Genomic DNA, 12512 nt, shown 5'->3' on the forward strand with positions numbered 1-12512 from the left:
CGCGGCTTATTGTTCGGTTGCGCGAAACCCAAGATGGACGAGCGGATAGGGCCGTCCCTGCCCGTCGAGGTCGGAGCGTCCCGTCGGCTTGAAACCGAGCCGGCGATAAAAGCCCATGGCCTGCGTATTCTGTTCGTTGACATCGGTGGTCAGCGCGGGGTGTGTGGCAAGCGCTGCCTGCACGAGCGTCTTGCCGATGCCTCTGCCGTGATAATCCGGATCGATGAAAAGCGCTTCCATGTGCCCTTCATGCAAAAACATGAACCCGAGAGGCTTATCCGACGCATCGACGGCGAGCATCAAAGCGGCCTCGGGAAGAAAAGCCGTCACTTCTTTCTCGATTGCGGCGCGATCCGCTCTGTGAAGAAAGTCATGGGTAGCGTCTACGGCCTTACGCCATATTTCAAGGATGCGGGCCGTGTCGCGAGCGTTGGCGGGACGAAGTGTGATCATGCCTGACCCTTAGCAATTGCGGCGTTTTTGCGCCATGGATCTTTTTCGCAAGGCGTTTTCCCACCCGCTAAATCCCCGCAGCCAAACGGCGCAGTCTTATCCCGCATATTTCTTCGATCTCCGGTGCCTGACGTTTTTCTCGAAAAAAGTCCTTGCAAAAGGGTCCGATAAAAAAATAGATAAAAATAAGTTCTATCTATTTATTTGAAGGGAAGATCGCCGGATGAATCAGATTATCACGGAAATTGAACAAAATCAGGCGCAGATTCCCTCAATCAAAGCGGATCCTTCACTCGAAGAAGCAAAAATTATCTATAATTTACCATTTAATGACCTCCTGTTCCGGGCACAGCAGGTGCATCGTCGCCATTTCGATGCCAACGCCATCCAGATGAGCCGGCTTTTATCGATAAAGACCGGCGGCTGCCCGGAGGATTGTGGTTATTGCAGCCAGTCCGCCCGCAATCCAACAGGTCTGAAGGCTTCCAAACTCATGGAGGTGGAGCGAGTGCTGGCAGAGGCACGCAAGGCGAAAGAGGGCGGGGCGACGCGCTATTGCATGGGGGCGGCGTGGCGCAACCCTAAGGAGCGCGACATGGAGGCGGTGGTGGCAATGGTCCAAGGCGTCAAGGCGCTCGGCATGGAAACCTGCATGACACTCGGCATGCTGACGCCGGAACAATCCGAACGTCTCGCCCACGCCGGGCTAGATTACTACAATCACAATGTCGATACGTCGGAGCGGTTCTATTCGGAGATCATCACCACCCGCACCTTCGAAGATCGGCTGGAAACGCTTGCCAATGTTCGTGATGCCGGCATGAAGGTCTGCGCCGGCGGCATTCTCGGCATGGGAGAAACGGTCGAGGACCGTATTTCCATGCTGGTAACCCTTGCTAATCTGCCGGTTCCGCCGGAAAGCGTGCCGATCAACATGCTGATCCCGATCCCCGGCTCGAAGCTTGCCAAGGCCGCTCCGGTTGATCCGATCGATTTCGTCCGCACCATTGCGCTTGCGCGCATCCTCATGCCCCGTTCGCATGTGAGGCTTTCCGCCGGACGTACCGAAATGAGTGATGAGACGCAGGCGCTCTGTTTTCTGGCCGGGGCGAATTCCATCTTCGTCGGCGAGACGCTGCTGACGGCGGATAATCCGGGGGAAGATCACGATACGGCGCTGTTCCGGCGGCTGGGCCTGAAGCCGATGGCGTTGCAAACGGCGGAAGCGGGAGAGACCCGGTGAATTCGTCGGCGCTCTCCGCCTATGAGCTGAAGCTTGCCGGTCTGCACCGCAAGTCGCGCCTGCGGGCGCTAGCGCCCCGGCAGGGTATCGACTTTACCTCCAACGACTATCTCGGGCTTGCCGATGCACCCCGGCTGAAGGCGGCGATCACTGACGCAATCGAGAGGGGCGTGCCTGTGGGTGCAGGTGGTTCGCGGCTGCTTCGTGGCAACCATCCCGAACATGAGGCGCTTGAAACGGAGGCGGCGGTATTTTTCGGCGCTGAGAGGGCGATCTATTTCGGTAGCGGATTTGCCGCCAATGTCGCACTTTTTTCCGCGCTGCCGCTGCGGGACGACCTCGTTCTCTACGATGCGCTGATCCATGCCAGCGTGCATGACGGCATTGCCGCCGGCAAGGCGAAGGCGGTCGCTGTGCCGCATAATCAGGTTGAGGCATTCGAACGGGAAATAAACAGATGGCGGCAGGCGGGCGGCAAAGGTCGCCCGTGGATCGCGGTGGAGAGCCTCTATTCCATGGATGGTGACCGGGCGCCGGTTGCGGCCCTTGCCGACCTCGCCGGGCGACATGGCGGCTTTCTCGTCGTCGATGAGGCGCATGCCACCGGCGTGTTCGGGCCGGGCCGGCGCGGCCTGGCCGCTGAACTGGAAGGTCGGGGTAATGTCGTGGCGCTGCACACCTGCGGCAAGGCGCTTGGTCTTTCCGGCGCGCTTATCAGTCTGCCTGCGGTTCTTGCCGATTACCTCACCAACCGCGCCCGCGGTTTCATCTATTCGACCGCGCCGTCACCGCTGATGGCGGCGGCTGTGCGGGAGGCCTTGCGGATCGTCGCCGACGAGCCCTGGCGGCGCATCCGTCTGGAAGAACTGATAAATTTGGCCAGCGAACAATTACGATCCCGGCTGGGCGTGACGCCCGGCGGCTCGCAGATATTGCCGGTGATGATTGGTGACAATGCGCGTGCACTGAAGATCGCCACGCGTATGCGGGACGGCGGCTTCGACGTGCGCGCTATCCGCCCGCCAACGGTGCCGGAAGGCACGGCACGCCTGCGCATATCCATTACGCTCAATGTCGAGGAAAGCCAGATCGCCGATATGGTCGGGCTGCTCGCCCTCGCCATCGAGGAGGAACGATGAGCCTCCGTTTCATCGTCTCGGGCACCGATACGGGTATCGGTAAGACGGTTTTTTCTGCGGCGCTTACTCACGCATTGCAAGCCCATTACTGGAAGCCGGTGCAATCCGGGCTCGAGGAAGAGACCGACAGCGAGGTGGTGGAGCGGATGGGTGGCGTGCCGCGCGCGCGCATCCTGCCGGAGGCCTATCGCCTGAAAATGCCGGCCTCACCGCATCTTTCGGCCCGCTTCGACAATGTCACGATCGAGCCCGAGCTTTTGCTGCCGCCGGAAACGGATGGGCCGCTGGTGATCGAAGGGGCGGGCGGTCTGCTGGTGCCGCTGACCGACACATTGCTGTTTGTCGATATTTTCGCCCGCTGGCGAATTCCGCTGATCCTGTGCGCCAGAACCTCACTCGGCACCATCAACCACACGCTGCTGTCGCTCGAGGCGCTGCGGCTGAGAGCCATTCCGGTGCACGGCGTGGTCTTCATCGGTGATGAGAACCGGGAAAATCAGCGCATTATCGCCGATATCGGCCGAGTTCGCTCGCTTGGCCGCTTGCCTCGCATACCGGAGATGACTGCCGAGGCGCTGCACCATGCATTCGCTCAACAATTCGATCTCGCTGATTTCCTGGAGGTGCCGGCATGAGTCGTTCCCGCGTCTGGCATCCTTTTACCCAGCACGGGCTGGAACCGCCGATGAAACGCATCGTCTCGGCGGAGGGCGCCTATCTGGTCGATGAGGATGGCCAGCGGTTGTTCGATGCAATTTCATCCTGGTGGGTCATCACTCACGGCCACCGGCACTCGGCAATCATGTGCGCCATCCGCGCAGCGACCGAGACCTTCGACCAGATCATTTTCGCCGAGTTTTCGCACGAGCCGGCCGAAACGCTGGCCAAAGGGCTGATCGAACTCGCGCCTGCCGGCTTGGAACATGTGTTTTATTCCGATAGCGGTTCGACCTCGGTGGAAGTGGCGCTGAAAATGGCGCTCGGTTATTTTCACAATTGCGGTGAAAAGCGAGATCGCATCGTGGTCATGGAGCACGGCTACCACGGTGATACGATCGGCGCCATGTCGACGGGCGAACGCGGCGTGTTCAATGCTGCGTATGAACCACTGCTATTCGGCGTCGACCGACTTGCTTTTCCGGAAGCGGATTGTGAGCAGGAGACGCTCGACATGTTCGAAAGCTTTTGTCGTTCGGGCCGAGTCGCCGCCTTGCTGATCGAGCCGCTTGCTCTAGGTGCCGGTGGCATGAAGATTTACCGCGCGGACGTTCTCGCCGGACTGAAACAAATTGCCGAACGCTACGGTTGCCTTGTCATCTCCGACGAGGTGATGACGGGCTGGGGCCGGACAGGAACCATGTTCGCCTGCGAGCAGGCGGGAGTTTCCCCGGATATTCTGTGCACCTCCAAGGGGCTGACCGGCGGCTCCCTGCCGTTGGCAGCGACCTTGTGCAGTGGCGAAATCTTCGACGCTCACTTCTCGACCGATCGCCGCAAGACCTTTTTCCATTCGAGTTCCTACACCGCCAATCCGATTGCCTGCGCTGCCGCTGTCGCCAATCTGCAGGTTTGGCGGGATGAGCCAGTGGTGCAGCGCATCGGTCAACTGCAAGAAGTGCTGCGCGACAATCTCGGGCGATTTGCGGATGACAGGCGCTTCACCAACATACGCCAGATTGGAACCATCGCAGCGCTTGACCTCGTCGTGCCCTCCGGCGGTTATCTCGCGGAGGCGGGGCCACGCATGCGGCAATTGTTCCGCGAGCGCGGGCTCATCATCCGCCCGCTCGGCAATGTGCTCTATCTGATGCCGCCCTATTGTTCTACGGCGCAAGACCTCACCCGTGCCTTTGACGCCATGGACGAAGTGGCCTCGATCGTGACTGAAGCCGCTCCGGGAGAACCCGGCGCGGCCGCGATCAAAAACCGTCTCCGAAAGGCCTGACAATGCAGACCCGTTCTTCCCGCATGGCTGGCTTCGGGCATGCCGTGCCAGTGCGATGTGTCCGCAACGCGGAGATTGAGACGCGTCTTGGGCTGGAGGCTGGCTGGATAGAGCGTCGGACGGGGATCCGCACACGTTATTGGGCGCAAGAGGGCGAGACGCTGAGCGGCCTTGCCGAAAAAGCCGGCCGCATGGCACTGGAAAACGCGAAAATTGGCGCCGAGGATATCGCACTGACATTGCTTGCGACCTCCACACCAGACCATCTTTTGCCGCCTTCGGCCCCGCTGCTTGCGCACCGGTTGGGCCTCACACAATCCGGGGCGATCGATCTTGCCGGGGCCTGTTCCGGTTTTCTCTATGCGCTCACTCTTGCGGATGGTTTTGTCCGCACCCACGGCCGCGCGGTGCTGGTTGTTGCCGCCAATATCTTAAGCCGTCGTATCAATCCGGCGGAAAGGGCAACTGCGGTTCTGTTCGCCGATGCTGCCGGCGCCGTCGTGCTTGTCCCCTGCCGGGATGCGCAGCGCGGCCTTTTGTCTGCCGATCTCGTTTCGGATGGGAGCGGTTACGACCTGATCCAGATCGCGGCGGGCGGCAGCAGCCAGCCTTTTTCCAATGATACAGAGGCTGAAGATACCCTTATGACGATGCGGGACGGCCGCGAGGTCTTTTCCCGTGCGGTCGCCGCGATGACGCAGACCTCACAGCGCGCTCTGCAACGCGCAGAAATGACGGCTACCGATATCCACCGGTTCGTGCCGCATCAGGCCAATGCCCGCATGTTCGATGCCGTCTGCGGCAATATCGGCATCGACCGGCAAAAGACGGTACGTACAGTCGAAACCTTCGGCAACTCTTCTGCCGCCACTATTCCGCTTTCGCTTTCCGTTTCCAATGCTGAGCGGCCCATCGCGGAGGGTGAAACGCTGTTATTGACGGCGGCAGGGGCGGGGATGACTGGGGGGGCGGTGGTGTATCGAGGCTAGGCCAGCTGGATACGGAAATGTCTGAGTCGGATCGAGCCGCGCGTACAACGTTGGCAGATATAGGCAGAGCGCGGTGATGCAGCTCAAGTGCTCGAAACAGTTTGATTTTGTTTGGCGAAATTTGGCTGGGGAACCTGGACTCGAACCAAGATTAACGGAGTCAGAGTGTTTCAGTAACCGTTGATTTTGCTATGCTATTATCTGCGATGTTGCGCCTATGTCGCATTGACAGCGAAAAGCGCTCTTTCGGCCGCCGCCATTTCTTCACCTTCATCGACGGATGGAAACAGGTGTCCATAAGTGTCGAAGGTGACTTGGATTGAGCTATGCCCCATGCGCGTCTGTACAGCTTTAGCCGTTAGCTCCAGCCCGCCATCTGCCTTCCTGTTGATGCACCAACTGGCATACCAATGCCGCAGCGCGTGGAAGCCGGTGTATTTCGGCTCTAGGATCTCCTCGACTGGTATCCGCCGGCAGAGGTTTTGCCGTTTCCTTTTCACCGCTCTCACGGTGCCACGATCGCTGTTGCGAGATCGATCGTCAGCATTGAGACGGCCAAGCGATCCGGAAAGCTAAACAGCATTCGTTCACAGACTCGCAAAAGGCTCGAACCGCTTATCGGTATCGATCGAGCCGACAAGGCCGCAGACGATCTCATTCGCGCAATCAAGGTCGGATTCGCTTACTGTGAGACGCCCACCTTTCAAAAGCAAATGAGCCAGTGTGAAACGGTGATTTCTTTTTCAACGAAGCAACCGCTTGCAACGGATCCGCATGGCAACGGCGCTGGCGAAGCCAGTGCTTTGGGTCAAGGGACGAAGTTCCTTGCGGGTTTGGGCGGAGCCCATGAAAAACCTGAGTATGACGCTGCGCGCGCGCGCGAAGGCGGTGCAGCATGACAGCAGAACCAGGCACGATAAACGGCATTCCCGATATCAATCCAGAGGAAGGATATCTGCTGCCGGTCAACGCCGACGCGCTCCTTTGGGCGATATATGACCGGCCGACGCGCGAAGCTTACCGCAAGTGCACCGGTGAAGATGCCGGCCCTTTCCTCGATCGCTATGTGGCATGGGCTCAAGAGAACATTATCGGAGATGCGTTTTGAGCGAGGACCTTTTCACGGCAAAGGACTTGGATGGATGCGAGGGCTTAGGCCTCGCTCCTATTCTCATGCGCCATGATGAGATCATCAACCTGAAGATGGCCGTCCATGTGACCGGCCGGAGTGAGCGCACGATAAGGGACTGGTGCCGAGACTTTGGAATAGGGGTGAAGGCATGCCCAGGCTCGCCGCTGCAGATATCGGCACCAGCTTTAGAGATGGTCAAGCACGGCGACTTTGCCGCTCTGGAGCTTCTGCGGCGAGGCAACCGCGACCATCCAAGAGTTAAAAGAATATTTGAGCATCTGGGCCTACCAATTTAAACGCTTGTGAACTCGCATCACCGAGAATTGCTCCCACATCAAATATGGGGGCCGGTATGGGCGTTGTTGAAGTTGCGCAAGAAAGCGCTCGCGATAAGTTGCTGAAGGACATGAAGCAGACAAAAGGGGTCCGCTTTAATGCCGCAAAGCGCATAGAAGAGTCAGACAGGAAAAGAACTGCAAATACGGCTTACGCCTCTGTAGCTGTTGTTGTTTTAACGCTTTTACCAGTATTCTTTCCAATGCAGCAGTGGATTGAAAGCGCGATATCACTAACGACCGTTGCACTCTCAATTTTCATCCTTGCGTCATCGCTGTTGCAATCGTCACACGCGGGACAAGTTAAGGCGGACCAATTCCATCGATGCGCTCTGGAAATAAATTCTCTGAGACGCGAGCTTCTAACAGCGGTGATTATCGACGGGTCCACGATCCCGTTATTCTCCAATCGGTATGACGAAATATTGCGCCGGTACAATATCAATCACGACGCGGTTGATTATGATAAATACAGACTCGAGCATCCAGATGAATTCCCGTCATTAGCCAAAAAAGATAACGATATTTCTCGAAAGTCTGTTAGTAAAAATGACAGACTTGTGGATGCTCTTGGTAGGATAATAGTTGCAACTACGGCAATATTGACTGCTGCCGCAATCGCATCGCCATTATTTCAAGAAATATTGACGAAGTATCTGACGAAGTCGTAAAATGTTGCCGTATCCTGCCAATCCCAAATAGGTGAAAACCGTGGCCTAATGCATCTCGAACACGAGATCAGGAGGTCACGGTTATGTCCATCGTCGCCAAACAGCGAAAGCAGAAAGACCCGATCGTCATCGTCATGTTGAATGGCGGCCGGGTCACTTCGGGCTTCAGAACAGCCCTGTTCGCCGCTGCCAGCCGCGCTGGCGTCTCCGTCAATGAATTCGTGCTGACTGCTGCCGCTGAAAAGCTATGTGCTTCTGGCAGCCGCTTCTCTGGCATTTTCGAACCCGGCGACCTCTCTGATCTCAACGACAATGTCAGACAGTGAGCGGCATCGCATGAAACAGGACATTGAAACACGCATCGCTGATGCTTTTGCATCGAAACTCTCGTCGTCGGAGATCAGCTGTCTGCTGGGCGACGTATCCAGAGCTGACGCTGCAGCAAAAGAGAACAGCGAAAAAGCGAGCGAAATCGCGCTCGACCCCGCTACGCGGCCAGATGGTGTAGCAAAAGCCCGCAAAGAGATGGAAGACGCCAATTTCAGTCGGGAGCGGATGGCCCGTGCCCGCGAGCGGCTCTCGCAGCTACATCGTGACACCGTCGCCCAAGAGACCAAAGACGCGAATGCGGAGCGCCTGAAGGCTAGGGCGTCAGCATCGCGACATGATGGCGCTTCTCTCCGGTGGCGACCGATAAAGCATGTGCAAAGCAATTAAAAACAAATTCTGATGATATTGCGTCAACACATCAAATCCTGTTGTGTATTCACCAGCGACCACGGATGAACTGGCGCAAAGGATTGGCCGGCCTTCCGAGGTGACGGCCTTTCTTTTTGCCTGGAGTTTTCCCGTGATTACCGAGATCGAGATTGACGGCATTGGCACCCTCCGCCCTATGAACGCTTTCCAGCTTCACCGCGCTATGAGGATCAAGGATCGGGGCAATCGAGCCATTGCTCTTGCAGCTTTCGGACTCGGCTTGAGCGTACAGCAATTCAAGAAACTAACGGCTGAGAAGCAGCATGAAATCTGGGATGCGCATAGCCGCCTCATCTCACCCGCTGCAATCGCTCCAAGGCATGAGCGCAGCAATCAGGCCCCTCACCCACCAAAGCCATACACAAGGTTGTCAGAAGCGCAGAAAGCTCACTATGGGCGAGAGCTTCTCAACATGAAGGCTTCGTTGCCTCGCGGTCATTTCGGTCCATGGCTACGTGAAAAGAGCGGGCTGACTGTTAGCCAAGCTCAACGGTATATGCGGATGGCGAAGTGAATCCCGTTGACAGGCACAACCTGTGATGATGAAAATTCAAACTCGCGGCTTGGAGGGATATGGATGCGCAAGTGGGTTCTGTCAGCAGTGTTTTTCGTTTCGATCTCTGCTCCTGCAATGGCAGGTTTTCAGCAATGGTCAGTGGATACAGAGGATGATCCATTCTCGGGCGGTAAGCGCGTAACTGTCGACTTCATGAGTTCCTTACGATCGGGTGTCATCGTTATATGCGACACCGCCGAGAAGGGACTTATGTTTCGAGCTATACCGGGCTTCGCATTCGATACACGGCTTCAGGGCCTCACACCTGAAATTGAGTTTGCAATCGATGGAGTCAAGCTTCTCGGGCAGACAGGAGAGACAGGGGCCGTCGGGGACAACTTGGCCGCTGCCCAAGTCATGCTGACGAAAGAGAATGCGGAATCTCTCGTTGCTTCGTTCGCCACTGCCAAGAAGCAAATTGCCATCAAAGATGGTATCAGCGATCGACCGCATCTATTGACCGCGAGAGGGTCAACTAAGGCGAGTGCTTCTCTGCTCGCGTGCATGAAGACGCAGAAGTGAAGTGCCGTGCATTCTTGAGTACTGGCATGGGTAACTTTGGGGGACGGAATTGGAGTACAGGAAGGCAACAACCAGCGATCTAGCTAAGGTCTTTCGGAATAACGAGGAGCGATTGACAGCAGAGTACGTCGCCGCTGGCTTCAATCCACGCAAAGTGAAGGACATGTTTCGAGGATGGGTGATCGCCGGCGATGCCCACGCACTTACGCATGAAGGCGAACCTATTGCGATTATTGCCTGGCAGGCAGTCGACGGTTGCGTCTTTACAAGCTTCGCGGCCGTCCCCGAATTCTTCGACAAAAAATTCGTGCGCTTCAGCCGCGTACACGTCAGGCGGATACAAGTCGACCACGATAACAAGCCGGTCGTCGCCGTAAGCTATGGGACGCGTTCTGACCTTAGCCGATGGTTCTCATTGCTTGGATTTGAACGAGGGATCACTGAAGGGCAAGCTACCCCCTACACGCTGCTACCGAAACCCGCCACCGTCTCCTAGTCCGCCTTCCTCTCCAGTTCTTGCTCGGTGTTGGTCATGGGGGACCGGTTACCCATCGCGAATGACCATTATCATTAGCCGTCTCAGGAAAATTTCAGGATTTGATCAGTGCCAGTTTCTTATTTTGCCACCAATTCTACAACACGAACCCGAGCGGTGCAGATCTACCTCATCCTAATCGGCGCGGCACATCGCCGAGAGATATTAACGTATCAGATGATCGCGGATCGCCTAGGTTATAAGGGGTCAGGTGTCTTGGATAGGCAACTCGGGCACTTGATGTATTGGTGCGACGAAAACGGCCTACCACCCCTCACTGTTCTTGTCGTAAACAAGAAAACAGGATTGCCTGGCACTGGCTTGATACTCTCTTCCGACCTCAATGCAGACAGAGAAGCCGTCATCCAGTTTAATTGGTATTCCATAGTTCCGCCAACTGCTGCGGAACTTCCGGAATCTTGATGCACAATTTGCTATCGATAATCACCCTTATCGTGACTTACCGTGACCGGACTTCGGGCGCCACCCCTCCGCCGACCCTGTCCGTGATGTTGACATTTGTTGACAACCTAGAGGCGGCGTTCCTGTCCCCTTGTAACCTACTTGCGAGTATGCATCCGTAGCAGTGGCGCCTCTTGCGAGCGCTTGGGCAAACATTTCAGGCCGAGCGTTTTTCAATATCGGCATGAGACAACATAGGAGATAGCAGTGGGACTAAAAGCAGGTGACACCGTCAGATTGAAATCGGGGGGACCGATAATGACGGTCAAGCGGGTTACGGACAAAGGTGCCTTGATTTGCGAATGGTTTAATCGGCAAGAGGGAACGTATGAGCATAAGTGGTACGAATTTACGGAAACCAGCCTAGACATCATTGAATGACTAAGACGGCTCCGTAGCCCATCTTGCGTTACGGAGCCATGGATTTTGTTCCAGCGATAGTGACCGTTGTCGGCAACGCAACACGCGCCGATAGCGCCCATATCGAAACAGTAAATCCTCGTCGTTAGCCTGTCAGAAAGCGTACGATAGAGAAGGCGTGGACAAGGCTCCGCAGCCCTTACTAAGGTCGTCCCATTCCCAATAGAAGCGGAGACGGAGCCATGAGTGAGCTGCAGGAATTGCTAAGAGCGAAAGCCGAGATCGAAGCGAAGATTGAGGAAGTGAAGGCTTCAGAGGTCGAGCGCCTGAAGCTTCAGTTTGTTGATCTTGCCACGCAGTTGCGGGAACTCAATTCCCTTCCATCCTCGCTGGTCGACCTGTTCACAGACAAGGCAGGCACCTTCAACGCATATCGCACGCTGAGAGTGAAAAAGCCGGCTTGATGCGATGTCGTTCGCGCAGTTTGTCAGAGGCGCAGCGTCTGCTGAGCGTATCCGTGAAAGGATGCTGCGATCTGGCTTCACCCTTTTCGGGCAGAAGTTATGGACAGAGGATGAGGATTTCATCTGCCGTCTATTCCATCCTGATTTCTTTGCTCTGCGCCAAATCCTTTATAACCGGACCGAATGCGCGATCCGAGCGCGATGCCGAAAGCTCGGATTGACCTCTCCTCGCAGGACGTGGGGCCCGCTTGATAAACAGAGGTTGCGCAAGCTGTATCCAGAAGCGACCCACGACGAGCTTCGCGCTGCATTCCCAGGGGTGGAGATCGAGCGCATCCGGAAGGTCGCCTACTATTACGGCTACCGTCGTAAGCGCAAGCCGTACAAAATCACCGGCGTCAAATCTCTCGACCAGCTACGATCGCGAGCTTACGAAATCGGCTGGTATATGCCGGATGTTGACGACGAGGCCGGCACGGGCCGCTACTTCCGATCACGCGGTTGCAGCAGCAAATACCCGAACTTCAAGGCTATCCAGCGAGGCGTGACGGCGCTCGGCGGACACCTCGAAGCCTCATGGGATGAGTAGCGAGAAGACCAGTTATCGCAACCGGTCTGCCCTGCCGTTGTTAAGCAAAGACCTAAAATTGATGACAACGCCAGATTGACGGAATCAAACTCTTCAGCAACTTTATTTTGATTATGGCTCTGCAGGGGGAACACATGAGCACGATCGAAGAGAGCTTGCGCGCAATCGCTGAGCGGGTGAAGTCGCATTCCAGTACGATGGCTACTGATGAAGCCGTCAAGACGGCCGTTGTGTTGCCCTTCTTACGATCGCTTGGCTACTGTAGCGCGGCAATCAGGATGAGACGCTGGCGACAATCTGGATGAGATTCTTAGGTCGCGGTCGAGATCAAGTTATCACGCTGATTGTCGCTGACAAG

General features: G+C 56.5%; 18 protein-coding genes and 1 pseudogene. 17 read left to right on the plus strand and 2 right to left on the minus strand.

Annotated elements, in window-relative coordinates:
• Positions 1–6 precede the first annotated feature (6 nt).
• Entirely contained in the window at positions 7–453 is a 447-nt protein-coding gene (locus ASD46_RS10255; protein WP_060642188.1) for an acetyltransferase, read from the minus strand.
• 223 nt (positions 454–676) lie between these two features.
• On the opposite strand from ASD46_RS10255, the gene bioB reads away from it, so the two are divergent.
• The 5 genes from bioB to ASD46_RS10280 are packed head-to-tail and all read left to right on the plus strand — an operon-like array spanning position 677 to position 5769.
• A complete protein-coding gene (gene bioB, locus ASD46_RS10260) occupies positions 677–1696 on the plus strand; it encodes a biotin synthase BioB (protein WP_060642189.1) in 1020 nt (339 codons plus the stop codon).
• On the plus strand, positions 1693–2835 hold the full coding sequence (locus tag ASD46_RS10265) for an 8-amino-7-oxononanoate synthase (RefSeq protein ID WP_060642190.1): 1143 nt from the start codon (positions 1693–1695) through the stop codon (positions 2833–2835). Before bioB ends, ASD46_RS10265 begins: the two co-directional genes overlap by 4 nt.
• Entirely contained in the window at positions 2832–3470 is a 639-nt protein-coding gene (gene bioD / locus ASD46_RS10270; RefSeq protein WP_013762020.1) for a dethiobiotin synthase, read from the plus strand. Before ASD46_RS10265 ends, bioD begins: the two co-directional genes overlap by 4 nt.
• The gene (locus ASD46_RS10275; RefSeq protein ID WP_060642191.1) at positions 3467–4780 is read left to right on the plus strand and encodes an adenosylmethionine--8-amino-7-oxononanoate transaminase; all 1314 of its coding nucleotides are present in this window, start codon (positions 3467–3469) and stop codon (positions 4778–4780) included. Before bioD ends, ASD46_RS10275 begins: the two co-directional genes overlap by 4 nt.
• A gap of 2 nt (positions 4781–4782) precedes the next feature.
• Positions 4783–5769: a beta-ketoacyl-ACP synthase III gene (locus ASD46_RS10280; protein WP_060642192.1), complete on the plus strand. Its 987-nt coding sequence runs from the start codon at positions 4783–4785 to the stop codon at positions 5767–5769.
• A 215-nt stretch (positions 5770–5984) separates the two neighbouring features.
• Here ASD46_RS10280 and ASD46_RS26435 read toward each other — a convergent pair.
• A pseudogene (locus ASD46_RS26435) lies at positions 5985–6221 on the minus strand (site-specific integrase); the annotation flags it as partial.
• Between the two features lie 30 nt (positions 6222–6251).
• On the opposite strand from ASD46_RS26435, the gene ASD46_RS27030 reads away from it, so the two are divergent.
• The 12 genes from ASD46_RS27030 to ASD46_RS10335 all read left to right on the plus strand — a co-directional run bounded on the left by ASD46_RS27030 (position 6252) and on the right by ASD46_RS10335 (position 12154).
• Positions 6252–6668, plus strand: coding sequence for a hypothetical protein (locus tag ASD46_RS27030; protein ID WP_060642193.1), 417 nt, complete (start codon positions 6252–6254; stop codon positions 6666–6668).
• Entirely contained in the window at positions 6665–6877 is a 213-nt protein-coding gene (locus ASD46_RS10290) for a hypothetical protein (RefSeq protein ID WP_060642194.1), read from the plus strand. Before ASD46_RS27030 ends, ASD46_RS10290 begins: the two co-directional genes overlap by 4 nt.
• A complete protein-coding gene (locus tag ASD46_RS10295) occupies positions 6874–7197 on the plus strand; it encodes a hypothetical protein (protein WP_060642195.1) in 324 nt (107 codons plus the stop codon). Before ASD46_RS10290 ends, ASD46_RS10295 begins: the two co-directional genes overlap by 4 nt.
• A 56-nt stretch (positions 7198–7253) precedes the next feature.
• Positions 7254–7907, plus strand: coding sequence for an SLATT domain-containing protein (locus ASD46_RS10300; RefSeq protein WP_060642201.1), 654 nt, complete (start codon positions 7254–7256; stop codon positions 7905–7907).
• Positions 7908–7990: 83 nt separating this feature from the next.
• Positions 7991–8233, plus strand: coding sequence for a hypothetical protein (locus ASD46_RS10305; RefSeq protein ID WP_060642196.1), 243 nt, complete (start codon positions 7991–7993; stop codon positions 8231–8233).
• A 10-nt stretch (positions 8234–8243) separates the two neighbouring features.
• Complete coding sequence (locus tag ASD46_RS10310; protein WP_060642197.1) at positions 8244–8624, plus strand: hypothetical protein; 381 nt, start codon at positions 8244–8246, stop codon at positions 8622–8624.
• Positions 8625–8757: 133 nt separating this feature from the next.
• Entirely contained in the window at positions 8758–9180 is a 423-nt protein-coding gene (locus ASD46_RS10315) for a hypothetical protein (protein WP_323455112.1), read from the plus strand.
• Between the two features lie 63 nt (positions 9181–9243).
• Positions 9244–9744 carry a hypothetical protein gene (locus ASD46_RS10320; protein ID WP_060642198.1) on the plus strand — a complete coding sequence of 167 codons (501 nt, stop codon included), beginning with the start codon at positions 9244–9246 and terminating at the stop codon, positions 9742–9744.
• Positions 9745–9856: 112 nt separating this feature from the next.
• The gene (locus ASD46_RS10325) at positions 9857–10240 is read left to right on the plus strand and encodes a hypothetical protein (protein ID WP_156390024.1); all 384 of its coding nucleotides are present in this window, start codon (positions 9857–9859) and stop codon (positions 10238–10240) included.
• A 708-nt stretch (positions 10241–10948) separates the two neighbouring features.
• A complete protein-coding gene (locus tag ASD46_RS27945; protein WP_156390026.1) occupies positions 10949–11122 on the plus strand; it encodes a DUF2158 domain-containing protein in 174 nt (57 codons plus the stop codon).
• A gap of 221 nt (positions 11123–11343) precedes the next feature.
• Positions 11344–11565 carry a hypothetical protein gene (locus tag ASD46_RS10330; RefSeq protein WP_019564363.1) on the plus strand — a complete coding sequence of 74 codons (222 nt, stop codon included), beginning with the start codon at positions 11344–11346 and terminating at the stop codon, positions 11563–11565.
• 4 nt (positions 11566–11569) lie between these two features.
• Positions 11570–12154 carry a hypothetical protein gene (locus tag ASD46_RS10335; RefSeq protein WP_060642200.1) on the plus strand — a complete coding sequence of 195 codons (585 nt, stop codon included), beginning with the start codon at positions 11570–11572 and terminating at the stop codon, positions 12152–12154.
• Positions 12155–12512 lie beyond the last annotated feature (358 nt).

It is taken from the genome of Rhizobium sp. Root491 (genome assembly GCF_001427205.1).
Classification (GTDB): domain Bacteria; phylum Pseudomonadota; class Alphaproteobacteria; order Rhizobiales; family Rhizobiaceae; genus Agrobacterium; species Agrobacterium tumefaciens.